This window comes from Cyclobacterium sp. 10D3-21, from assembly GCF_055809755.1.
Genome location: NZ_CM147924.1, coordinates 287782 through 312013, shown reverse-complemented (window position 1 = coordinate 312013; position 24232 = coordinate 287782). Strand labels below are relative to the sequence as shown.

General features: G+C 38.3%; 24 protein-coding genes. 15 read left to right on the top strand and 9 right to left on the bottom strand.

The genetic code is table 11. The features are described from left to right. The first annotated feature begins 5 nt into the window (after positions 1-5). The 7 genes from recG to AC0L7T_RS01380 all read left to right on the top strand — a co-directional run bounded on the left by recG (position 6) and on the right by AC0L7T_RS01380 (position 7448). Positions 6-2099 carry an ATP-dependent DNA helicase RecG gene (gene recG, locus AC0L7T_RS01410; RefSeq protein WP_473340576.1) on the top strand — a complete coding sequence of 698 codons (2094 nt, stop codon included), beginning with the start codon at positions 6-8 and terminating at the stop codon, positions 2097-2099. An 86-nt stretch (positions 2100-2185) separates the two neighbouring features. After that, a complete protein-coding gene (locus AC0L7T_RS01405; protein WP_473340574.1) occupies positions 2186-3022 on the top strand; it encodes an OmpA/MotB family protein in 837 nt (278 codons plus the stop codon). Positions 3023-3031: 9 nt separating this feature from the next. Beyond that, entirely contained in the window at positions 3032-3688 is a 657-nt protein-coding gene (locus AC0L7T_RS01400; protein ID WP_473340571.1) for a pseudouridine synthase, read from the top strand. Positions 3689-3764: 76 nt separating this feature from the next. Continuing rightward, on the top strand, positions 3765-4736 hold the full coding sequence (locus tag AC0L7T_RS01395; RefSeq protein WP_473340568.1) for an AAA family ATPase: 972 nt from the start codon (positions 3765-3767) through the stop codon (positions 4734-4736). 32 nt (positions 4737-4768) lie between these two features. Then, on the top strand, positions 4769-5809 hold the full coding sequence (locus AC0L7T_RS01390; RefSeq protein WP_473340565.1) for a sensor histidine kinase: 1041 nt from the start codon (positions 4769-4771) through the stop codon (positions 5807-5809). Positions 5810-5831: 22 nt separating this feature from the next. Continuing rightward, positions 5832-6566, top strand: a complete 735-nt coding sequence (locus AC0L7T_RS01385; RefSeq protein ID WP_473340564.1) for a LytR/AlgR family response regulator transcription factor — start codon at positions 5832-5834, stop codon at positions 6564-6566. Positions 6567-6692: 126 nt separating this feature from the next. Further along, a complete protein-coding gene (locus AC0L7T_RS01380; protein ID WP_020889996.1) occupies positions 6693-7448 on the top strand; it encodes a LytR/AlgR family response regulator transcription factor in 756 nt (251 codons plus the stop codon). 10 nt (positions 7449-7458) lie between these two features. On the opposite strand, the gene AC0L7T_RS01375 is transcribed toward AC0L7T_RS01380, so the two are convergent. Further along, positions 7459-8820 carry a PhoH family protein gene (locus tag AC0L7T_RS01375; RefSeq protein WP_473340562.1) on the bottom strand — a complete coding sequence of 454 codons (1362 nt, stop codon included), beginning with the start codon at positions 8818-8820 and terminating at the stop codon, positions 7459-7461. A 913-nt stretch (positions 8821-9733) separates the two neighbouring features. On the opposite strand from AC0L7T_RS01375, the gene AC0L7T_RS01370 reads away from it, so the two are divergent. Then, complete coding sequence (locus tag AC0L7T_RS01370) at positions 9734-10204, top strand: pyrophosphohydrolase domain-containing protein (RefSeq protein ID WP_473340559.1); 471 nt, start codon at positions 9734-9736, stop codon at positions 10202-10204. 189 nt (positions 10205-10393) lie between these two features. Here AC0L7T_RS01370 and AC0L7T_RS01365 read toward each other — a convergent pair whose 3' ends face one another. Continuing rightward, the gene (locus tag AC0L7T_RS01365) at positions 10394-11218 is read right to left on the bottom strand and encodes a helix-turn-helix domain-containing protein (protein ID WP_473340557.1); all 825 of its coding nucleotides are present in this window, start codon (positions 11216-11218) and stop codon (positions 10394-10396) included. Positions 11219-11541: 323 nt separating this feature from the next. Then, entirely contained in the window at positions 11542-11775 is a 234-nt protein-coding gene (locus AC0L7T_RS01360; protein WP_473340555.1) for a hypothetical protein, read from the bottom strand. A 225-nt stretch (positions 11776-12000) separates the two neighbouring features. On the opposite strand from AC0L7T_RS01360, the gene AC0L7T_RS01355 reads away from it, so the two are divergent. Both AC0L7T_RS01355 and AC0L7T_RS01350 read left to right on the top strand, forming a co-directional pair. Then, entirely contained in the window at positions 12001-12210 is a 210-nt protein-coding gene (locus tag AC0L7T_RS01355; protein ID WP_473340553.1) for a hypothetical protein, read from the top strand. Beyond that, entirely contained in the window at positions 12200-12529 is a 330-nt protein-coding gene (locus AC0L7T_RS01350) for a type II toxin-antitoxin system RelE/ParE family toxin (RefSeq protein WP_473340552.1), read from the top strand. Before AC0L7T_RS01355 ends, AC0L7T_RS01350 begins: the two co-directional genes overlap by 11 nt. Positions 12530-12960: 431 nt before the next feature. On the opposite strand, the gene AC0L7T_RS01345 is transcribed toward AC0L7T_RS01350, so the two are convergent. The 3 genes from AC0L7T_RS01345 to AC0L7T_RS01335 all read right to left on the bottom strand — a co-directional run bounded on the left by AC0L7T_RS01345 (position 12961) and on the right by AC0L7T_RS01335 (position 16308). Beyond that, positions 12961-13581 carry a hypothetical protein gene (locus AC0L7T_RS01345; protein WP_473340550.1) on the bottom strand — a complete coding sequence of 207 codons (621 nt, stop codon included), beginning with the start codon at positions 13579-13581 and terminating at the stop codon, positions 12961-12963. Between the two features lie 170 nt (positions 13582-13751). Further along, complete coding sequence (locus tag AC0L7T_RS01340) at positions 13752-13988, bottom strand: addiction module protein (RefSeq protein ID WP_473340549.1); 237 nt, start codon at positions 13986-13988, stop codon at positions 13752-13754. 136 nt (positions 13989-14124) lie between these two features. After that, the gene (locus AC0L7T_RS01335) at positions 14125-16308 is read right to left on the bottom strand and encodes a S9 family peptidase (protein WP_473340547.1); all 2184 of its coding nucleotides are present in this window, start codon (positions 16306-16308) and stop codon (positions 14125-14127) included. A 310-nt stretch (positions 16309-16618) separates the two neighbouring features. Between AC0L7T_RS01335 and AC0L7T_RS01330 the strand changes: the two genes are divergently transcribed. Continuing rightward, positions 16619-17722: a serine hydrolase domain-containing protein gene (locus AC0L7T_RS01330; RefSeq protein ID WP_473340546.1), complete on the top strand. Its 1104-nt coding sequence runs from the start codon at positions 16619-16621 to the stop codon at positions 17720-17722. Positions 17723-17766: 44 nt separating this feature from the next. Here the strand turns inward: AC0L7T_RS01330 and AC0L7T_RS01325 are convergent, their stop codons facing one another. Beyond that, a complete protein-coding gene (locus AC0L7T_RS01325) occupies positions 17767-18555 on the bottom strand; it encodes a type III pantothenate kinase (RefSeq protein ID WP_473340543.1) in 789 nt (262 codons plus the stop codon). Between the two features lie 129 nt (positions 18556-18684). On the opposite strand from AC0L7T_RS01325, the gene AC0L7T_RS01320 reads away from it, so the two are divergent. From AC0L7T_RS01320 to AC0L7T_RS01310, 3 genes are all read left to right on the top strand, one after another. After that, positions 18685-19158 carry a GNAT family N-acetyltransferase gene (locus AC0L7T_RS01320; protein WP_473340542.1) on the top strand — a complete coding sequence of 158 codons (474 nt, stop codon included), beginning with the start codon at positions 18685-18687 and terminating at the stop codon, positions 19156-19158. A 218-nt stretch (positions 19159-19376) separates the two neighbouring features. Beyond that, positions 19377-20477 carry a vWA domain-containing protein gene (locus tag AC0L7T_RS01315; protein ID WP_473340540.1) on the top strand — a complete coding sequence of 367 codons (1101 nt, stop codon included), beginning with the start codon at positions 19377-19379 and terminating at the stop codon, positions 20475-20477. 3 nt (positions 20478-20480) lie between these two features. Beyond that, positions 20481-22010 carry a magnesium chelatase gene (locus AC0L7T_RS01310; protein WP_473340537.1) on the top strand — a complete coding sequence of 510 codons (1530 nt, stop codon included), beginning with the start codon at positions 20481-20483 and terminating at the stop codon, positions 22008-22010. Between the two features lie 196 nt (positions 22011-22206). Here the strand turns inward: AC0L7T_RS01310 and AC0L7T_RS01305 are convergent, their stop codons facing one another. Next, positions 22207-22404, bottom strand: a complete 198-nt coding sequence (locus AC0L7T_RS01305) for a YgaP family membrane protein (RefSeq protein ID WP_473340535.1) — start codon at positions 22402-22404, stop codon at positions 22207-22209. Positions 22405-22652: 248 nt separating this feature from the next. After that, complete coding sequence (locus tag AC0L7T_RS01300; protein ID WP_473340533.1) at positions 22653-23501, bottom strand: alpha/beta fold hydrolase; 849 nt, start codon at positions 23499-23501, stop codon at positions 22653-22655. Between the two features lie 202 nt (positions 23502-23703). Between AC0L7T_RS01300 and AC0L7T_RS01295 the strand changes: the two genes are divergently transcribed. Then, positions 23704-24231, top strand: a complete 528-nt coding sequence (locus AC0L7T_RS01295; protein ID WP_473340531.1) for a DinB family protein — start codon at positions 23704-23706, stop codon at positions 24229-24231. The last annotated feature ends 1 nt before the right edge of the window (position 24232 follow it).

The window sequence follows — 24232 nt, the reverse complement described above, 5'->3', positions numbered from 1 at the left end:
AAAACTTGTCCGGATTCTTTGATACTAAAATTGAATACCTGAAAGGAGTAGGCCCTCAAAAAGCAACTTTGATCAATAAGGAGTTGGACATTTTTACCTTCGGTGAAATGCTCCAACACTATCCTTTCAGGTATGAGGACAGAACTAAATTTTATAAGATTAGCGACATCCGATCAGATATGCAGCAAGTGCAGTTGATCGGCTCCATTTACTCCATGGAGACTATCGGTGATGGCAGAAAAAAACGTCTTGTGGCCCAGTTTAGAGATGAAACCGGAGCGATAGAACTCACCTGGTTCAAAGGAATACAATGGGTAGCCAAAAGATTGGTAAAAGGTGCTCCAATGGTGGTTTTTGGGAAACCCCAGCAGTTTGGAAGGAAAATCAGCATTGCCCATCCAGAACTCGAGCCGCTCACCAATAAACAAGAAAAAGACGCCAATTTTCAGCCAGTTTATCCTACCACCGAGAAATTGAGGAGCAGGTACCTTGACAGCAAAGGTTTGTCCAAAATATTAGAGACCTTGCTTCCATTGGTTCTTCCAAAGGTGCCCGAGACCCTGCCTTATTCACTTTGCCAATCTCTGAGATTAGACCCCAAACCGCTAGCCTTAAAAGAGATTCACTTTCCCTCCGGCCATCAGGCATTAAAAAAAGCCCTCCACCGACTGAAGTTTGAAGAATTTTTCTTCCTACAATTGCGATTACTTAAAATGAACCTGACCAGAACCGAAACATTCAGGGGAAAAGTTTTAGACAAGACAGGACTATTAACAAAGTTTTACAAGGAGTTTTTACCTTTTGACCTCACCAATGCTCAAAAAAGGGTAATTAGAGAAATCTACACCAATCTCAAGTCTGGCTTACAAATGAACCGTTTGGTCCAGGGAGATGTAGGTTCAGGCAAAACCATTGTAGCATTTATTTGTCTCTTGGTAGCAGTGGATTCAGGTTTTCAAACCTGTCTTATGGCTCCAACTGAAATCCTGGCCACACAGCACTACGAAGGGTTAAAAGAATTTTCCGAAAAAATGGGGCTAAAAATTGCCCTTCTGACGGGGTCTACCAGTAAAAAAAACCGACTAATTATTCATGAAGCTTTAAAGTCTGGAGAACTAAATCTACTAGTAGGAACCCATGCCCTTTTAGAGGATGTGGTGGTATTTAAACAGCTAGGCCTGGCTATAATTGATGAACAGCATCGATTTGGAGTTGCCCAAAGGGCAAAGTTATGGGGAAAGAACAGTGATTTTTATCCGCACGTGCTTGTAATGACCGCTACTCCTATTCCAAGGACACTTGCGATGACGGTATACGGAGACCTGGATATTTCTGTGATTGATGAAATGCCTGCGGGAAGAAAGCCCATCCAAACAGTGCACAGATATGACAAGGACAGGCTTAAGGTTTTTGGTTTTTTGAAAAAAGAAATTGAAAAAGGCCGTCAGGTATATATTGTGTACCCATTGATTGAAGATTCTGAAAAGATGGACCTCAAAAGTTTAATGGATGGATACGAAAGCATCTGTCGGGCATTTCCAAATCTCCCTATCGGCATATTGCATGGCAACATGAAGCCCGCAGACAAAGATTTTGAGATGAATAGGTTTGTAAAAAACGAGACGAAAATAATGGTGGCAACCACTGTCATAGAAGTTGGCGTAAATGTGCCAAATGCCTCGGTTATGGTAATAGAGAACGCTGAAAGATTTGGCCTTTCGCAATTACACCAATTGAGAGGAAGAGTAGGCAGAGGCTCAGACCAATCTTACTGTGTATTAATGAGTAAATACGAATTGAGTAAAGACAGTAGGGTCCGCTTAGATACCATGGTAAGAACCAATGATGGGTTTGAGATCGCAGATGTAGACCTCAGACTAAGAGGTCCTGGTGATTTGGCCGGCACCCAACAATCAGGCATTACGGATTTAAAAATTGCGGATATAGGAAAAGACAGTGCAATCCTCGTTCAGGCGCGAGCGTCTGCCCAATCCATTTTAGAAAAAGACCCTCACCTTAACAGTCAGGAAAATAAGCCAATAGCAGATCAGTTGTCCCGGCTAAAGAAGAATGAAATGAATTGGAGCAGGATTTCTTGAACTAATTGGGGTAAAAAGCGAAGTTTTAAGTAGAAGCCCTTAAATTGGTATGTTTTTCGTTGCAGGTTTCTTAAAACAAGACAATTATGTGGAACAAGATAATTTTTCGAAGTATAGTACTGCTAATACCTTTATGGTATTCTTGCGTACCCCAAAAGAAATACAACGAAGTAAATATAAGGAATGCAGAAATGATGCGTTCATTGAGAGAGACGGAAAATAATCTGGACAGCACCAAAAATAGTCTGGATAAATTTAAGGCAAAGGCCAATATGTTGGAAGAGGTAGTAGCTGCGTTTAAAAGCAAAAATGCTGCCTTGGAAGCCAAGCTTGACAGGGCTATTGCTACTTCATCCTCAGTACAACAAGAGCTTTCTACAAAAGAGCAACGCATGGTGGAGCAACAGGAAAGGTTAGATCTTTTACAAAGTCTGCTGGATGAACAAAAAGCGGTGATGGAAGGCTTAAAGACCACTATTGACAAAGCTTTGGTTCAATACCGATCAGATGAGTTGCAAGTATATGAACAGGATGGAAAATTATATGTTTCTTTGCAAGACAAGCTATTGTTTCCCTCAGGGAGTGCTACAGTAAACAAAGATGGCAAAGAGGCACTCAGTAAATTGGCAGTAGTGATCAATAACAGTCCTGACATACAAATATTAGTTGAAGGGCATACTGACAATGTTCCTATCCGAGGTAAATTCGAAGACAATTGGGCTTTGAGTACCGCCAGAGCAACTGCGATTGTGCGTATTCTGACCAACGCCTATGATGTAGTTCCGGAGCGGGTAACCGCTGCAGGAAGAAGTTTTTACTATCCAAAGACCTCAAATGATACAGCTGAAGGAAGAGCAAAAAACAGGAGGACTGAAATCATTCTTACCCCTCAATTAAACGAACTATTCCAATTGTTGCGGTAAAAGATTATTATGGCATTTAGTTATTACATTATTTATAAGCCTTTTGGTGTTTTGAGTCAGTTCAGTGGGGAAGGGAATACGTTAGGCATGCTTAGTGATTTCCCTTCTGATGTTTACCCTGTGGGCAGATTGGACAAAGACAGCGAAGGTTTATTGTTGTTAACCAATGACACGCGGCTAAACCATTTATTGTTGGACCCGAATTATTCACATGAACGCACCTATTGGGTTCAAGTAGAAGGAGAAATAACGGATAGAGCCTTGAAGGATCTCGAAACTGGAGTAGAAATATCTGTTAACAAAAAAATTCACAAGACCCTAAAGGCAAAGGCAAAACGACTTCAGGATGAAGCGGGCTTATTGCCTGAACGAGATCCACCCATTCGGTTTAGAAAAAATGTGCCTGATTCCTGGATAGCCATCACCCTTAAAGAAGGGAAAAATAGACAGGTAAGAAAAATGACTGCGGCAGTAGGCTTTCCCACCCTTCGCCTGGTGAGGTGGTCTGTAGAAGGATTAAGCATGAAAGGGTTTGGGGTAGGTGAAGTTAGGCTTCTGGATGGTGCTTCCCTTTACCCTACTTTGGGTATTTCAGGTAAAATACAAACCGGTGAGGGCATTAAAAAGCCTGCATATCAAAAAACGAAAAAGAAGAAAAGGTACTAAATTGCGATAAAGAATGATTTGTTCTAATTTAGGCTTCTTATAGGCAAAAAATCAATAGAAATTTCAAATATCCATTATGCATCAGGAGAAGATAAAGGAAGTAATTAATGAAGTAAAAAAAGTGGTAGTTGGCCAGGAAAAAATGGTCAACAGGCTCTTAATTGGATTATTTACAAACGGCCACATTTTATTGGAGGGGGTGCCCGGCCTAGCCAAAACTTTGACCGTAAATACCCTATCCAAGGTACTTCACCTGGATTTTAAGCGGATTCAGTTTACCCCGGATCTATTACCAGCTGATCTGATCGGGACCATGATATACAATCAATTGAATGCTAATTTTGAGGTAAAGAAAGGGCCTATCTTTTCCAATATCGTTTTAGCTGATGAGATCAACAGGTCTCCTGCTAAAGTACAATCCGCTTTACTTGAAGCCATGCAGGAAAAACAAGTCACCATCGGTGAGACTACTTTTCCACTTGACAGACCATTTTTGGTTTTGGCTACTCAAAACCCAGTAGATCAGGAAGGAACCTACCCATTGCCGGAGGCACAGGTAGATAGGTTTATGATGAAGGTTAACATCGATTATCCTTCCAAATCCGATGAGTTAGAAGTCATGAGAAGAATGACCAATGCCAACTTTATATCCGAGGTCAACCCAATTTTGGGAAAAGAAGACATTTTTGCCATAAGAAATGCCATTAATGGAGTGCAGATAGCAGAAGCATTGGAAAACTATATCATCGAGATGGTCTTTTCTACAAGATATCCTGAAAAATATGGCATGCATGAAGAAGCGAAATACATTCAGTTTGGTGCTTCTCCGAGAGCATCAATAAACCTAAACCTTGCAGCCAAAGCAAATGCTTTTATGCAAGGCAGAGATTATGTATTGCCGGAAGACATCAAAGAAATTGCCGAAGATGTCCTTAACCACAGAATAATCTTAAATTATGAGGCTGAGGCGGACGGTGTCAGCACCCGTGATTTGATCAATAAAATCCTTGACAAAATACCTCTGAATAAAACAGCCGCAATTCAGTAATGGCAAAAGGGCAGGGGGAAGAAGGGCATTGAATGAATAAATACAAGTTATATTGGTTGTTACAAATTTTTGGTTGGCTAAGCTTTGCTTTGGTCAACCTGTTTTTTGTATCTATGGCACGAGGTATAACGCCGATTCAAATTGGGGCCTATTTTTCTTTGGCAATATTCTATTTTGTATCCACCCATTTTTTTCGGTACTTAATCAAAAATAAAAGTTGGCTTGAGTTTCCCATTACCAAACTTATAAGCCATGTCTTGATTGCCGTTTTGATTCTCGGTGTCCTAAATACTGTATCCCAAATTCTAATCAACTGGATTTTTGGCACTTTGCATGTTCCACAGGATTTCAGCCCTTTGGTTTTAATAGTCAATTTATTTACCAGCTTTCTTTATTACTCCTTATGGGCCTTGTTGTATTTTCTGTTTTACTTTCTGGACAATTACAACTCCAGTCTGCAGTATCAAGCAAGGATCAATGAGATTAAGCTTATCCACTTACGCAATCAGCTAAACCCACATTTTATTTTCAATGCCCTCAATAGTGTCCGGGCCTTGGTAGATGAAGATCCAATTAAAGCTAAATCAGCGATCACCCAATTGTCTAATATTTTGAGGTATTCATTAGTGGTAGACAAGCACAAGACCATCTCCTTATCAGATGAAATGAAGACGGTAAAAGACTATTTAAATCTAGAATCAATTAGATTTGAGGAGAGGTTAAAGGTAATATATGATGTGGAGCCTAAAACCTACCAATACAGAATCCCTCCTATGATGCTTCAGACGATCGTAGAAAATGCCATCAAACATGGAATATCAAATTTAATGAAAGGTGGACTAATTGAGATAAAATGTACAGTGGGCTTACTGGATGATTTATACATATGGGTAAGGAACAGTGGGCAGTTAAAACCATCAGGATCTACCAAGAAAAAAGGCGAAGGCCACGGTATTGCCAATACAATTCAACGGTTAAAACTTATTTTTGGCAACAAGGCCTCATTCAAGATTTTCAATTATGGAAATGAATTTGTGGTGACAGAAATAAAAATACCGAAACAAAAAGGTTAATTTAGAGGAAAATATAAATATTATGCGCGTATTAGTAGTAGATGATGAAAGATTGGCCAGAAAAGAGCTTATCGGCTTACTGAGCCAAAATGACAACATAGAAATTCTGGGCGAAGCCCCAAATGTAGATGAAGCCAAGGAAAAGATTGAAAGCCTACAGCCAGATGTAGTATTTTTGGACATACAAATGCCAGAGAAAACGGGTTTTGACCTTCTTGAGGAATTGGATTATGTTCCTTTGGTTGTGTTTATTACTGCATATGATGAATTTGCGCTACAGGCTTTCCAGGTAAATGCGCTTGACTATTTGTTAAAGCCAATAGAACCGGAAAGACTAACTGAGACCTTAAAAAAGCTTGAGAAAAAGCTTGAGGAATTAAAAAAGGAAGACGAATTCACAACGGACGCACCTAAGGATAAGTTGGCTTTAAACGACCAGGTTTTTGTTAAAGATGGAGACAAATGTTGGTTTGTAAAATTAGCGAATGTCCGACTTTTTGAATCTGATGGTAATTATATAAAGGTATATTTTGAGAAAAATAAGCCAATGATTCACAAGTCACTTAATGCACTTGATGAAAGATTGGATGAAAAATCTTTCTTTAGAGCAAGTAGGAAACACATTATAAATTTAAGCTGGGTGGAAACAATAGAGCCATGGTTCAATGGAGGTTTGGTAGTAACACTCAAAGGTGGAGAGCGAATAGAGGTCAGTCGAAGACAGGCTGCCAGGTTCAAAGATTTAATGAGTCTGTAGCAATAAAACCTAAATAGTTTATTTAAATGATCAGTTAATTGTTTATTCTGTACTTTTATTTGTATTTTAATTGTAAATTTCGTCACAGCACCAATAATAGAATTTTTCAATTAAAACAGTTTAGAAATGAAAGAAGAACGGATACTGATCGTTGAGGATGATGTAAATATTTCTGAAAACATCGAAGAAATTTTGCAACTTTTAGGTTATGTAAACATAGACATTGCCAATTCTGCAAATCAGGCTATCAAAGTGGTAAAAAAATACCGTCCTGACATGGTATTCATGGATATCAAGTTAAAAGGAGATAAAGATGGAATTGAACTGGGCGAAATAATTCAGCAAATGGTGGATGCCCCTATTGTTTATGTTACTTCTTATAGTGATCCTGCCATTATAGAAAGAGCCAAAAGAACACATCCTGCCGGATTTATTGTTAAGCCTTTCAATAGCAATGACATCCATGCAATGGTAGAAATTGTGCTTTACAATCAAAGAACAAGACCTACTACCTCTGAAGGAGCCTCTTCCAAAATAGCAGAAAGCCCTTACCTTGTAGTGGATGCTGTTTATATCAAAGCAGACAATAGTTTTGAAAGGGTAGATTACAGCGATATATATTATGTTGAAGCCAATGGAAACATGGTGACAATCTTCTCCAAAAATAGAAATTTCACGATTCGAAAATCGATGAAGGATATGGAGGAGAAATTACCCTCCAACTTATTTTTAAGGGTTCAGAAATCGTATATCGTTCAATTGGCTCAAATAGAAAGCTTCAACACCAAAGAAATCAATTTGAGGACAGGTGATATTGTGCAGGTAGGAAGGCAATATTACAACAGCTTCCTGGCAAAACTCAATACCATAACTGAGAGTTAAGCCATTTGGCTTAAAGCAATTCATTGGCGAGATTGGCTAATTCAGATCTTTCTCCCTTTTCTAGCTTAATATGGGCATAAAGTGGATGGTTTCTTGCTCTATCTATAAGATAGGACAACCCATTACTCTGACTGTCCAAATAAGGCGTATCGATTTGAAAAACATCTCCGGTGAAAATTATTTTCGTGTTTTCACCGGCCCTGCTGATAATGGTTTTTACTTCATGAGGTGTTAAATTCTGGGCTTCGTCCACTATAAAGAAAATATTGGATAATGAACGGCCACGTATATAAGCAAGTGGCTGAATGACCAGTTTTTCCTGGTTGATCATATCCGTGATGCGTTGGTATTCTTTATCACTTTCCTGGTATTGGTTTTGAATGAACTTCAAATTATCCCAAAGTGGTTCCATATAGGGGTTTAACTTTGATTTGATGTCTCCAGGTAAATATCCAATGTCCTTGTTGCTTAAAGGAACAATTGGTCTCGCTAAAAAGATCTGCTTGTATTCTTTGCGCTGTTCCAAAGCCCCTGCAAGGGCTAAAAGCGTTTTTCCTGTTCCTGCCACACCCTGAACAGTCAAAAGCTTAATTTTTGGATCCAAAATGGCATGAAGCGCAAAAGCCTGTTCCGCATTTTTTGGACTGATATTATACGCTACTGATTTAGAAATCCTGGAAAAGAGGTTTTTTTCGGCTTCATAGAATGCAAGTATGGAAGCATTGCTTTCCACACCTTTAAGAATATAAAAAGTATTGTTTTCTGGAAGGTTTTTTCTTCTCTTACCAAAAACCTCCCTGCACTCAAGACTGCCTTTTTCGTAAAGGTCATTTATAATGTCATTGTTCAAATTTTCAATTAATCCTTTCCCCGTATTTTCTATTTCACTTATGTTCTTGATTTTGCCTGTTTCATAGTCTTCAGCAGCAATTTCCAATGATTTAGCTTTCAGTCTAAGGTTGATGTCCTTGCTGACAAGGACGACTTTTCTGTTTTTCTCGGTCTGCTTTAAACTTAATGCAGCATTTAGAATCCGGTGGTCATTTTTTTCCTCCCCAAATATTTCATTGGCGTTGAATTTATTGTCCGGATTCATCATGATTTTAAAGGCCCCTTTATTCTTCCCATTCAAAGGGGTCCATTTGTGAATCATTTGATCTTCGGAGAGCTTGTCCAAAAGCCGAATAAATTCTCTGGACTCAAAGTTTTTAGTATCGTTTCCTTTTTTAAACTGATCCAACTCTTCCAATACTGTAATGGGGATGACCACATCATGCTCAGCAAAATTCAAAATGGAGTGATGGTCATATAAAATGACTGATGTATCTAGCACAAAAATTTTCGAGGCACTACTTGTTGTTTTTTTCAACATAAGGAATATCTGAAAGTAAAAGTCTGCTAATAATAAATATTTTATTTTACAATGCTTCAATAATGGCACCGAAAATTCGTAGCTGAATAAAGGATTATTGTAGCCCAAATCATAAGGGACTAATAAACTGTTGTTTATGAATAATTGGTGCCAAAAAAAAATTAACACTCAATCAAAATGCTACCTTTTATCAGGATCAATGGTAAAATAGCCAAAAATCGAATACCCTTCTTTAACTGGAACAGCCCTAAAATAGTTTATTTAAGAAAATTTAGGGAACAATTCAAGCGGCTCGTTTTTGCACTTAATTGCTTGCCAAGTACTAAAACGTTAATTTTTACTTTGTAAATTTTTTCCTTTTCCTGTAATATTCCCGCTTTTGCAATCCCATAAAAAATTATATAAGGTTACATTCCAGTTAAACCTAAAATATTCAATAGACCTTCTAATGACTGATGGAATCTTGAACCCTTATGTGCAATTCCATCTAACTCTTTTACCGGATCGTTTAGTTTATTATGTTTAAAATCAATTCCCATAGGATTAAGTCTTAAAATTGAGGGTTTTACACCTGCGATTACTGTCCTACTTTCCTTTTACCCAGGTCTTAGCATTCCATTTTACTCCTTGTTGAAACAACGATATAATCAATCGCCAAGAGTTTTAATCCATGGATTTGAAAAATACATAAGACACGATTTTGGCGATATTGTTGCTTTTGTGTGCCACAATGCTGACAAAATCTCAAGCTATGTTGGCTTCAAAACGTCACTTTTTCCCAATGCCTTCGAATCCGGATTATAATTCGAGTGTAAGCTGATGTACAAATTGCTATTTATATTCATTTTATCTTGAATTGATTGGTTTCATAAGCAGACATTTTTTTTCTTTGGTGCTGAAAAACAATTTTATCATGAAAGATCCGCAAACCTTAACAGCTGTAGCTCGTTTTCACCAAACTTTCAAACATCCTATACTTCCCTCTCCGGTAATACCAGAGGCCAATAGGTGTAAACTTCGGGTATCCTTAATAGCTGAGGAATTAAAGGAACTTGAAGAAGCAATTGCCAATGATGACTTGGTAGAAGTCGCTGATGCACTATGTGATATTCAGTATGTATTGTCCGGTGCCGTATTGGAATTTGGCCTGGCAGATAAATTCAAGACCTTATTTGACGAGGTGCAACGTTCCAACATGAGCAAGGCCTGTGAAAATGAAAAAGAAGCCATGGACACGGTTGCGCATTACCAAAGTAAGGGTACAGAATGTTATTACGTTAAATCTGACGATGTATTTCTCGTCTATCGAAAGGAAGACAATAAAACCCTTAAATCAATTAACTATTCCCCTGCTGATTTAAGCTCTATTCTAAAAAAACCTTAACCGTTTACCTTTTATTGAACCGGCAATAGTTTCCATACTGTTGTCGGGATTTTGTACTTGCTATTTTTTTCACGACTGGTCGAAGTTTGAGCGATAGCGGTAACTTCGTCCTATCTTGTCGAAAGTTTTCAACTTGAGTGGGTCTATTTACGCTCCGCTAAACTAAGACCAGAAAAGGTAAATCCTGTATTATTTTTTATCCCTAAAATCTGTAGGAGACAGTCCCTCTTGATTTTTGAAGAACCTACTAAAGGATTGTATGTCCTGAAATCCCAATTCATAGCCAATCTCAGAAACATCCTTATCCGTGTAAAACAACAACCTTCGTGCTTCCAGCACAATTCTTTCCTGAATCACCTGTAAAGGTGTTTTTTCACATAACTTTTTGAAGGTATTGGAGATGGTTTTAGGCGCTTTAAATAGCAGTTCTGAATATTCGGCCACAGTATGTTTTTCCCTAAAATGCGTTTCTACCAAATAGTTAAACTCCCTAAACAAATCATTTTGTTTGGGCGTAGGGCTTTCATGAAATTTTTGCCTCTTGAAAATACGGGTACATAGAATAAGTATCCTTTTGAGCATCATTTGAAGCATCTCAAGCTGAAGATCATCCTTCATTTCAAATTCCAGAACTGCCATTTTCCAAGCAGTTTCCAATATTTCCAGTTCCTTGTCGGCTGCCTTTATAATGGGAGGAGTGGCGGCTCCATAATACAACACCCCCTTGCAACTGACCTCACTGTCATGATCCAAAATGCAATAAAACTGCCGATTAAACCTTAGTAGGTTAATTGAATTGATTTTTTCATATTCCAGCTTATTGAGCTGGGACAAGCTCAGTAGCTCATTTTTATTGAAAGTATAAGGAATCCCATCTATTAGTAGTTTATTATTGTGCGAGGTAAACCAGATCAATTTCAAAACCTCCGGCTGACTTTCTAACAGGTGTTTACAATTAGAAGAGTCAATGGATTGAATTTCAAAATATTCGTTTTGCTTGCCTGTATATATCATCTTTAATAAATAACCCTACATTATCCTTTACTGGTCGAAGTTACGATTTGCTAAAATTCTTTACTGGTCGAAGTTTGAGCGAGAGCGGTAACTTCGTCCCATCATAACGAAAGTTTTCAACTTGAGTGGGTCTAAAACATACTTATCACTCCAAATAAAAATACTGAATTAAACCTTATAATTTACCACCTGAGGCTAGTTTATGAAAGTTGAAAACTTTCGTCATATTAGGTCTAAGTTACGCTCCGCTAAACTTAGATCAGACGGCAATTCCATTTCTTCTTGCCTGGCACGGAAAAAATAGCGGATTGATATTCTCAAATCTAAAAATTAAACCGTTTTTTGATTTCATCACGAACAGCTTCTTGAGACAAAAACTGGCCTTTATCCAGTTGCGCCAATCCTTCATCGATGGCCGCACGGTCATCCGTACTTAACTCTTCCCAAAAATCCACTTCATCATCAATTTTTAAAAGCGATTTGACCGCATTCAAAACATGCTCATCATTACTATTGGTGATTTCCGATATGATCTTGTATTTTACCGCAATATCCATTGGATTATTTTTTATTATCTCTTAAAGTTAACGATTTTTAAATTTAGACCGGACAATAGAACCTAATCTTGCAAACCTTCATCAGTCTATTCTTTTGCCCAAATAATTTGCTTATTTTTGTATAGTGAATTGATAATGGTAAAGTTATGTTTAAAACAGCTGCTTTATTAAATCAATTCGGAACTGTATAAACACCAAGGCTTCTGCCTAATAAAAAAATTGATAATGAAGATACTTCTGGACATCCAAGATAGCAAAGCAGCATTTTTTATGGAACTGCTCAAAAACTTCACTTTTATCAAAAAAGCCACACAAATATCTGAAAATAAAGCTGAGCTTATTCTAGATATTAAGGAAGCAGTAGAGGAGTTAAAGCTGGTAAAAGAAGGTAAAATGGAAGCACGAAATGCTGAAGACCTGATCGATGAATTATAGTGTTAAAGCTATTCCAAAGTTTGAAAAGAACTTAAAAAAACTAGCTAAAAAGTATCCTTCTCTAAAAAAGGAATACCCTGCATTGATTCAAAGCCTTAGGGTAAACCCTCAAAAGGGAACTTTGATAGGTCATAATTGCTACAAAATTCGATTATCGATATCTTCCAAAGGTAAAGGTAAATCTGGTGGTGCCAGAGTGATCACCAATTTTGCCATAGCTAATGATATCGTGTATTTGCTCACCATTTACGATAAATCAGACAAGGAAAGCCTCACCGACAAAGAACTTGAAGAGCTCCTGAAATATGTCTCAGAATAAAAACTTTTAAAAGACAGACAGATCAATTTTCAGTAAAAAAGTGGTCTTTTCCCCTGTGGGTAATAGGGTTGCGTCAATATTTATTGACAGTTTAATTCTGCTCATCCCCGCTTACCTTATTACCGCTGTTCTTCCGGACAAGTGGGGAGACTTTCAAGGATTGAAAAACTCAGTTGCAATGCTTCTTTTTTTAGTTTCCCTTTACTCCAACTTCTCAATGTTTAAGCGATAGCAGCAACTTCGTCCCATCATAACGAAAGTTTTAAACTTGAGTGGGTTTACAACATACTTATCACTCCAAATAAAAAAACTGAATTAAACCTTATAATTTACCACCTTAGGCTAGTTTATGAAAGTTGAAAACTTTCTCATTTTAGATCTAAGTTACGCTTTGCTAAACTTAGACCAAAAGAGCGATAATTGTACTCCCATTAAGGCTCTATATAGTAAGGATTTAAATCAAGATACTCCTTAAAATCCATTGACTTATCGTAGGTTTGGTCACCATATTCTTCTTCTAAAACTCCTTTAATTCTTTTAACCTCTACGTTTTCTGGGTATAATGCATGAAGATTATCAATTAAAAAATGGGATAACCCCAAATATCCTTCCATATATCTCAATTTAGCAAGTTCATAATTAGCTACTAAATTGGTGGTGTCCTTTTCCATATATATTTTTAGCATATCATCGTACAGCTTTGAGGTCACATGATTATTATCATAAAGAAACGTAGCCAATAAAAGAAATTCCTTTATATCCTCATTTTCGATATAGTAAATAATATCATCGGTTAAAACTGGTAATTTACCGATATCATTTCCATGTTCCTCCACATATTTTAAATAATCGATATTTTCAAAATGACTATAATTATCTAAGCATGAATCACTATTTTTCAATTTCATGCACTTATGAAGAGAGGTAAAGCTGTCCGTTCCATCAATAGACATATAAAAAGATCTATCATTAAATACCCCATCTCCAATTTTACAACTTAAAGCCCCTATTAAAATAGTAATCAATTTACAAAATAGAAGTGTATAATTCATTTGTCAATTTTTATTTAAGGAAGCTTATCAGAATTTTCCCCACTAGTCGAATTTTAAGCGACAGCGGTAACTTCGTCCCATCATGTCGCAAGTTTTCAACTTGAGGGAGTTTAAATATCACTAGATTATAATGGATGAAAAATGAATTAAATATTTAAGATACAAGTTTCTTAATTTTGGACCAGACGACTTTTTATTCTCTCTCTTACTTGCTCCCAAGGAGAAAACTTCATTTCCCCATTTTCATATTTTTCAAGCCTGCTATCCAGTTCCTTCGTCTGTTCGGGATTTAATTTCAAAGAACTTTCTTGTTTCGCTTTCATGCCTTGAAGTTGCTCAAGGACAGACAAATCTTGAAGCTCGGTGAGCCAATGGATAAGGTCGACTTTGATTGATTGAATATCCATACGAATCATTTTTTTATGTTCCATAAAGTTAACGATTTCATATTACAATTTGAATTACAGCAATGGTTTATGAAAGTTGAAAAATTTCCTCATTTTAGGTCTAAGTTACGCTCCGCTAAACTTTGACCAGAAGCCATTACAATTTTTCCTTCACGTAATTGGTCAGCATTTTATACAAATGCCAGGTGGTATTTCCACCGTGTATCCCGTGATTTCTATTGGGATAGTAAAAATTGTCAAACTGCTTGTCTGCAGCGATAAGTGCATCCACCAAAGCAACACTGTTTTGAAAGTGAACATTGTCATCGCCCGTTCCATGTACCAACAGAAAGTTGCCATTGAGCTTGTTTACATGATTGATAGGGCTGAAGTCATCGTATCCGGCAGGGTTTAATTGAGGTGTCTGTAAAAAGCGCTCGGTATAAATGGTGTCATAGTACCTCCAGCTGGTTACTGGTGCTACTGCCATGGCTGTTTTGAAAGTTTCATTGCCGATCATCAGTGCCAGAGAAGACATATAGCCTCCATAAGACCATCCCCATATACCAATACGGCTTGCATCTACATAAGGCAGTTCAGCGAGGTATTTCGCGCCTGCAATTTGGTCTTCTGTTTCCAGTTTTCCCAACTGATTGTAAGTGCTGTGCTTGAAGTCTCTTCCTCTTCCTCCGGTACCTCTATTGTCTATACCCACCACGATATATCCCTCAGCCGCCAGGTGCTGGTGCCACCAATCACGGGTACTTCCCCAGTTGTTCATTACATTCTGAGATCCCGGGCCACCATACACGTACATAAGCACAGGATAGGTTTTTGACGGATCGAAAGCTGCAGGCTTTATCATATAGCCATTCAAGCGGGTACCATCTAAGGTTTGGAAGTCAAAAAACTCTTTAGGGAGATAGCCATATTCCTTCATTTTCTCCTGAAGTGCATTATTGTCTTCCAATACCTTAATCTCCCTACCTTCTTTATCACTCAAAACAACTTGCAAAGGTTGCGTAACGGTGCTGTAAGCGTCGATATAATACTGCTGATCAGGACTCATATTAATAGAATGGGTGCCTTCCTGAGGTGTAAGTAGTTTTTTCTTTTTTCCATTTAGATTGATGGAATAAAAATGTCTTTCCAATGGAGACTGTTCGGTAGAAACATAGTATACTTTTCCAGTTTTGGCATCCACAGCCACCAACTCGATCACTTCCCATTCTCCTTTGGTAATTTGGCGGATTAGCTTTCCTTCCAGGTCATATTGATAGACATGCTTGAAACCATCTTTTTCAGAGGTGCCAATGAACCCCTCTCCATCAGGAAGGAAAAGAAAATTGTCATTGTAATCCATGTCCACATAGGTGTCTGCTGTTTCAGAAAGGATGTTTTTTGTTTGACCAGTTTGACTGTCTGCAAACAAAATGTCCATCTGATTTTGCAGCCTGTTTAAACGTATAACAGCAAGGGTATTGTTGTCTTCCGCCCAATACATTCTGGGCAGATAAATGTCTGTATCTGTACCAGTATCTACAGTTTGTGTGTGCCCCTTTTCAAGGCTATAGATTTGAATACTTACGATTGCATTTTTCTCCCCTGCCTTAGGATACTTAAAATGCTCATCTTCCGGATACAAAGCTCCCCATTTTTGCATGTTAAAGACAGGCACTTCTCTTTCGTCAAAGCGTATATAGGCCAGTTTATTGCCATCATTGGACCAGAAAAAGGCCTTGGACATAGAGAATTCCTCTTCATAAACCCAATCCGCAGCCCCATTGATAATTTCATTTTTTGCTCCATCCCTGGTCACCTGAACCTTATTATTGGTTTTTAGATCCAAGTAGTAGAGGTTATTCTCCTTTACATAGGCGACTTTCTGATTGTCAGGAGACAGGGTGGCATAGGAGATTTTATCCCCGTTTTCCAATTCTTTTAAGCTGCCTGTTTTCAAGTCAAGCAAATGATAGATCGCTTTGGTGGATCGCCTATAGATCGGTTCTACTTCAGATGTAAGTAAGGCCATGCTTTCCTCCGGATTGAAGGCGTAATTGCTAAAATTGAGGCCCAATTCCCTACCATCAATCAACACTTCACTTTCCTCACCTGTAGATACATTAATTCTTACTACCTGGGTAAAACCGGCTATAGTTTTTAAACTACTGTAGTATTTCCCATCCTTCATCCAATTGATGCCTTGAACGGTTTTAGGTTCAAAAACCTGGTCTTTAATGACTGCTTCAAGTGTTAATTTTTTATTATCCTGTGCCAATCCACTAGTTGTAAAGAGTACGACAAAAACCAAAAAGGCCTGTATTTTAAGGTATCGTTTCATATTTTTTTCCTTTTCGCCAGATGCACAAAAGACCTTCCAGCTGATATGATGACCAAAGGTAATTAAACGGTGATTACTTTAAAAATCGCCAACATTCCAATCCGGTCTTCTGGTGAATATGAGCCGTCATCCTAGTTACTTCCTGAAACAAACACATTGGTCAATTGACAAAATACAATGGCTTTCTTTTAAAACTAAACCCTAGTAAGCAACTGATGTTTAAACATTTACCATGCGTGTTTTTTTTTCAATTCTCAGACAATCAGGAATTATTTTATTATCTTAAAAACCCAACACACAATAAGCCCTCATGTTGAAATTTAAAATATTTGTTCTAATAGTACTTATTGGTTTTGGCTGCGAGGAAAAACCAGTAGCTGTTAACTTTCAGCAAGCTTATGAAGGGAAAATTACGGAAGGGCAGTCGAAGTTGATTTATGCTGAATCGAAAGGATTTTTTAACCAAACCCAGTTGTCCATAGCCATAATAAAAAATGGAAAGTCGGAATTTTATGGCGTAAAAATAGAAAATGACACCTTGTTCTCAGTAGAAAACCAAGACCTAGTTTTTGAAATAGGATCTATCTCAAAGGTCTTTACTGCCACTTTATTGGCAGACTTAAACCTCGAAGGCAAGCTAAATCTCAATGACCCTGCCAGCAAATATTTACCCTGGAAACTGAAAAATGAGCCGAAATTCACCTTGCAACAACTTTCCAACCACAGCTCAGGTTTGCCGAGGCTGCCAGACAATCTAATACCCTCTGAAGTGGATATTAGCAATCCCTACAAAGATTATGGTGAAGAAAAATTGGGCTTTTATCTCACAGAACAACTAGAACTAAAGCAGGAGCCAGGACTACAATTTGACTATTCAAATCTTGGGGTTGGTCTATTGGGTTACATGCTCACCAGGATAGATTCCTCAAGCTATGAAGAAATGATCCAAAATAGGATTGCAATTCCATTTCAAATGGAATCCACGACCGTCAATAGAGAAAAGGTAATGCCTCAGCTTGTCAAAGGTCTGGATGTGGAAGGTAAAGAAACGCCCAATTGGGATTTAAATGTTTTGCAAGGCGCTGGTGCCATCTTATCTAATACCCAAGACCTGACGAAGTTTGCCCTTGCACAATTCAATCCGAACAATCAAGTACTTGCACTCACTCAAAAGAAAACCTTTTCCATCACACCCTATGAAAAGTCCATTGGATTAGGATGGATGATTGAAAATAAAAAAGATGGTAAATGGTTGTGGCATGGTGGTGGAACTGGTGGCTATTCTTCTTCTTTTACCTTGGATTTAGAAAAGAAAAATGCCGTTATCATTTTATCCAATGTCTCTGGTTTTTCAAAGAATGTGGTAAACATTTCAAATCTAGGTTCTCGGTTAATGGAAATCATCGAAGATTGACTCCTTTCCACCATGCCTACTAAGTTTTCTCTAACAGGGCGTTATTAAGAAATGGACTTATTTGTTAAATTTAGCTTTGTGATATGGTAAATGCCTTTCAATGTCAAATTCCCATCAACAGTTTTAAACCGCTCTCCCAAATTATTCATTAAAGAAGACATTCCTCCAGTCAGCATCACTTGATAGTTACAATTGGTTTCCTGTTCAATGGTTTCAATCATGCCTCTGACCAATCCTGAATAACCATAAAAAATACCTGCCTGAATGGCATGAACGGTATCTTTACCCAAGGCTGATTCAGGCATTTTTAATTCCACTTTAGGCAGTTTGGCCGTATTGGTAAACAAAGAATTAATAGCCGTCTTGATGCCAGGAAAAATATTGACACCTATTACATTACCACCTTGATCTACCACACTAAAGGTAAGGGCCGTTCCAAAATCGACGATGATACAGCTGGAGCTAAATCGCAAATAAGCAGCAGTAATGTTGGCCATTAGATCCGTTCCTATTTCTGTCGGGTTCATTGCCTTAACAGGAAGCAAACCATAACTACTTTCATTGATCACATAAGGTGCTTTTCGAAAGAAACCAAGGCACAAGCGCGTCAATACTGGCAACAAATCTGGAACAACAGTACTCAATCCGATTTGATCTATTTTATCTGCAGTCCAATTTTTCTCTAGAAAAAAGAGGGCAAGGTTTTTTTCCAGGTCATATACTTTCATCCCTTTCTTGGTGGGAATACGTAGCTCTTCTTGCCAGGAATTATCTGCTTCCTGATAGAAGCCAAATACAATATTAGAATTGCCTGCATCGATGGATAAAAACATAGGTCGTTGGATTTAGGATCAAAGATAAAAATAGTAAGTAAAGCAGTAATAATGAACTGGTCAATAATATTTTACAGAAAGGCCGGACTGGTTAAAGGTAAAGTTGCTCAATTTTATTAATTTCAAGTTATGTATACTGTAAGAAAAGGAAAAAAGGAAGACTTGCCAGCCATTCTTGAATTGATCAATGAACTGGCTGTTTATGAGAAAGCACCGGATGAGGTGACCAATACACTTGAAATGATGGAAAAAGACGGGTTTGGCCCGGAACCTGTCTTTGGCTTTTTCGTTGTCGAGAAAGGTGAAGAGAAAACCATAATAGGTACAGCCATATATTATTACCGCTACAGCACCTGGAAAGGCAAACGTTTGTATTTGGAAGATTACATTATTACCGAAAAAGAGCGTGGCAAAGGTGCTGGCAAACTGCTCTTCGAAAGGGTACTGGCAAAATCATTAGAAGACGGATGTACCGGAATGATGTGGCAAGTTCTGGATTGGAATGAACCGGCTATAAATTTTTACAAAAAATATGGTGCAAGTATGGAAGAGGAGTGGATCAACTGCAACCTTCAGTCTGAAGAAATTCGAGAGCTTATTTAATTAAGTATTCTCCAAATAGTCGGTTTTACTGGCACAATCATTGACAATAAAAGAGGACGCCATTGGACTGCTATGCTGGCACTAAAACATCAGTATCTAACTGGTTTTTATGTGATTGCAACGACAAATAGTAGTGCTAAAGACTGTTTCAAGTATAATTTTTCCAAAGGTATTTGGTCAAGTTTAAACCTCATGCCCCTAATTCTTGTTAACCTACTATGAAAGGATTTAGATTCAGCAAATTTGTCCCTGAAAAGGACGAAGATAAAAATACTTTTGAGCAGCTTTTGGATATCTTTCTTCAGTTGGTCACCATGACAGGTGGAGATGCAGCTGATGCACTTAGCTGGCTCACCGATTTGGACAAGCAATACAATATGACCAAACCAGGCTATGGTATTGGGGACTTTATTGAGGACCTTAAGAGCAAAGGCTACTTGGATGAGAAACCGGGAAACGGAGGTTTTAAAATCACCGGAAAAGCGGAACAGTCCATTCGAAAAAGCGCCCTTGAAGAAATATTCGGAAAACTTAAGAGAGGAAAAGGCGGGCAACACAAGACCAACCATACAGGGCCCGGAGAAGAAAGGGGCACAGATCGCAGGCCCTTTGCCTTTGGGGACAATCTGGATCAGATAGCCCTCACCGATTCTTTGAGAAATGCCCAGATCAACCATGGTTTTTCTGGTGACTTCCTCTTAACGGAGGATGACTTGGAAGTGGTGGAGAGTGAAGCCAGTACACAGACCTCCACTGTGTTGATGATAGACATTTCTCACAGCATGATCTTATACGGTGAAGACCGTATTACTCCTGCCAAAAAAGTGGCAATGGCTCTGGCGGAATTGGTCAAAACCCGATATCCTAAAGACACGCTGGACGTAATTGTATTTGGCAATGATGCCTGGCAAATTGAAATAAAAGACCTCCCTTACCTTCAGGTAGGCCCTTACCATACCAATACTGTAGCAGGATTGGAACTGGCCATGGACCTGCTCCGAAGAAGAAAGAATCCTAACAAGCAAATATTTATGATCACTGATGGTAAACCTACCTGCTTGAAGGTAGGCATCAAATATTATAAAAACAGCTTTGGTATAGACAGCAAAATCCTCAAGGAAACGTTAAAACTCGCTGCGCAATGCAGAAAAATGAAGATCCCTGTAACCACCTTTATGATCGCCTCTGATCCCTATCTGAAGGAGTTTGTAAAAGAATTTACCACCGTGAATAACGGCAATGCGTATTATAGCAATCTCCAGGGGCTTGGACATTTAATTTTTGAAGATTACAGAAGAAATAGAACGAAACGTTTTTAAAACATGGAATACACAGAAATGAGCAATAAAGATTTATTGAAAATAAAGACCTTAGGACAATTAAAAGCAGTTGGTTACAGTCCCAAAACCATCAAAGAAGAACTTAGAAGCAACCTTATTCAAAAAATCAAGAACAAAGAAAATGTTTTCGAGGGGGTATGGGGTTATGAAGACACAGTAATACCAGATATAGAAAGGGCCATTCTCTCCAAGCACAATATCAACCTATTGGGTTTACGGGGTCAGGCCAAAACCAGAATTGCGAGGATGATGACCATGCTATTGGACGATTATGTCCCTGTTGTCGAAGGAGCAGAACTGAATGATGATCCTTTGAGTCCTATTTCTACCTTTGCCAAAGCTTTGATCGCAGAGAAAGGTGATGACACCCCTGTTTCCTGGTGGGCAAAAGAAGACCGTTATACTGAAAAACTGGCCACACCAGATGTATCCGTAGCAGATTTGATAGGTGATGTGGATCCCATCAAAGCAGCAACGATGAAACTGTCTTACAACGACGAAAAAGTCATTCACTTTGGCTTGGTACCACGATCCAACCGCTCCATTTTTGTCATCAATGAATTGCCCGATTTGCAGGCAAGAATCCAGGTGGCATTGTTTAATATTCTTCAGGAGGGTGACATACAAATCAGGGGTTTTAAATTAAGGCTTCCTTTGGACCTTCAATTTGTCTTTACAGCCAATCCAGAGGATTATACCAATAGAGGGAGCATTGTAACGCCTCTTAAAGACAGGATCGAAAGCCAGATCATTACTCATTATCCAAAAAGCATCGCGATTGGTAGAAAAATAACCGAACAGGAAGCCAAAATCAAGGACAGGCCCATGGCGAAAATCCATGTTCCTGAGCTAATGAAGGACCTGATCGAACAAATAGCGGTAGAAGCAAGAGAAAGCGAATACGTGGATGAAAAGAGTGGCGTTTCTGCCAGGCTGACCATTTCCGCATATGAAAACCTCATTTCAGCTGCTGAACGCAGGTTGTACCTCAACGATGAAGAAAACACAATTGTAAGGATTGTGGACCTCATTGGTGTAATTCCAGCAATTACCGGCAAGGTAGAACTTGTTTATGAAGGAGAACAGGAAGGAGCAGGAATTGTAGCATACAACCTTATTGGAAAGGCCATTCGCACCATGTTTGCCCAAAACTTCCCTTCACCAGAGCAAAAAAAGAAAGCCAAAGTAGGCAATCCTTATGTACTTCCCTTGTCTTGGTTTGGTGAGGGAAATAGCCTGGATATACTCGCTTCCCAAAGCGATAAAGAATACAAAAAACTACTTCATGACGTGCCTGGTTTAGAGAAGATTACTACTCAATTTGTAAAAGAACTTCCTGAGAAGGAAAAAGAATTTTACATGGAGTTTGCCCTGCATGGTTTAGCGGAACACAGCCAACTGAGCAAAAAGTTACTGGATACAGGTATGCAGTTCAATGACCTGTTCAGCAGCATGTTTGACCTGGGTGCACCAGGTGAAGAAGAAGATGATGATGACTTTGACGGGCAATAGGGACTGATTGATTGAGGCCTACGGTTTTTACCAAGCCACCTCTTCAATAGCTCCTTTTATAAAATCAGGAACAGTTACCCTACGGAATTGTTCCTGATTTTTTTATGCCTTGTTTTGATCGAACCTTTCGATAAATTATTCCTAAAGTGCTGAAATAGGATTTCTGGAAGTGTAGGCGTTTAATAGCATAAGCTGATTAAGCTTTATCTGTTTTGCAGGTTTTCACGCCAAATATTTTGTAAAGTGGGCAGAAACTTATCAGACTGGTTAATAAAAAGATTGCAGAAATAACGATTAATAGTATACCAACTCCTCCCGTTACGGTCCCTGAAAAATAGAGATATATTGCAACTATCGCAATCAACGTTCTTACAATTCTGTCGGTTGAACTCATGTTTTTTGTCATGATTTTTTCGGTTTTATATTGAAGTTTGGAGAACAAAATATAGTGTAAACGAGCACACTTTTACTTACAATAAAAATAGACGTTAAAAACCAGAAAAATAGTGACTTAAATCACCTTAAGGCTAAATAATTCATAAACAGTTTTTAATATTTAACACAATTCTAAATCTTCCCTTTCGTAGTCATATTACCCTTAAAGTTATCCTATCCGGTCAAACTTCTTTACAGCCTAGTAAATTAATGTTGCTTAACAAATTTAAGCATCTCACTTACCATCAACTCTTTTTCGGTAAAAGGGATCAAATGTCCTTTTCCAGGTATGGTTTTGATTTCCAACCATTTCTCAGGAATTTTTTCTTTCGAAAATTTTACATTTCCATAGGGTACCAAACCATCCTTGTCACCATGAATATGGAGGATTGGAGAACTTATTTTATTCCAGCTGTTAACAAAAGTCCGAAGTTCTTCTTCATGGGAATACTTTTCATCGGCAGCTACTCTCAGGGATTTGGAAACCATCCATCGGGTACTTTTATACAAAGCCAGTTTGCCGAACCATAGGTATTTTTCCTGATCAGGATCTAGGGCAGGAGCGATCATTATCGTACCAGTCAACCAATCCGGATTCTGAATGGCTGTAAAACCAGCAATGGTTGCGCCGAAGGAATGCCCTATGGTAAAAACCGCTCGATTCTCCCGCACATCTTTTACCAAGTCATCTATTGCGCTATATTGATCTGGGATGGGTTGGTAATTTCCATAATCAGAATAACCATAGCCTAGTCGGTCGATGATGAGAATGGAAAATTGCTCTCTCAAAGTATCTTCCTGAATATATGGCAGGAAAGCTGAAGAAGAACCCGGCGCACCATGGATGAAAAGCAAAATTGGTGCTTCTTTGTTCGGGTTTTCGTACCAAAGCCACCTCAAAGAATGCTTTTCTAAATAATTGATGTCAAAAAAAACATGCTCTTTTTCCATCAATTTATTGAGCTTTTTATCACTGTCTCTGAAAGAGAAGCAACTTGAAAAAAGGGGTAGTAATAAAAAAGACAATAGAAGAAACCTAATGGTATTTTGAAGCATAAAGGTGGGTTTAGTATTGAAAACGAAAACCAGCTACTACTAGTTTTCAATTTGAAGTAAATAACTGATACTTCAGTCAGTTATCTAATTCTTCCCAACCAGGCGACTGCTTTCTTCAACCCAAGGAAACCAGTTCAAAATCAGCCACTCAACCATTTTACTATTGGTTTTTACCGCTAAGATGTTTTTATTGCTCTCAATTATGAAAGCATTTATATATATTCAATTGATAATAATGGTTTTGATCATGGGGAGTAACAGTTTAAAGGCTCAAACGTATTTTTATGATCAATTTCCCGATGTTTGGCAACGTAATATGGACTATTCCCGAGCATTGGCGGAGGCCATGCCTGCCAATTTATACGATTATCAACCAACTCCTGAAGCCATGTCCTTTGGAGATCAGTTATTACATATCGCAAGTAATATCAGCTATCTTACTGCCATCGTCAATGGAGAAAGAAAGTCTTTTTATGAAAAGGAAGACAGGCAATCTTTAGACAAGGATTCGATAATTGAAATACTTGATGCAGCCAACAGCTACGTGCTTGAATTAATAAAAGAAACAGAGAAAAGCCAATTAGACGAAGAGATTGTCTTTGCTAACGAGAACATGACCAAGGAGAATATTTTTTATTTACTCCGCGGACATCAAACACATCACCGTGCCCAGGCTTTGGTTTACCTTCGGTTAAATGGAATAGAAGCCCCTGCCTATGTGGGCTGGTAAA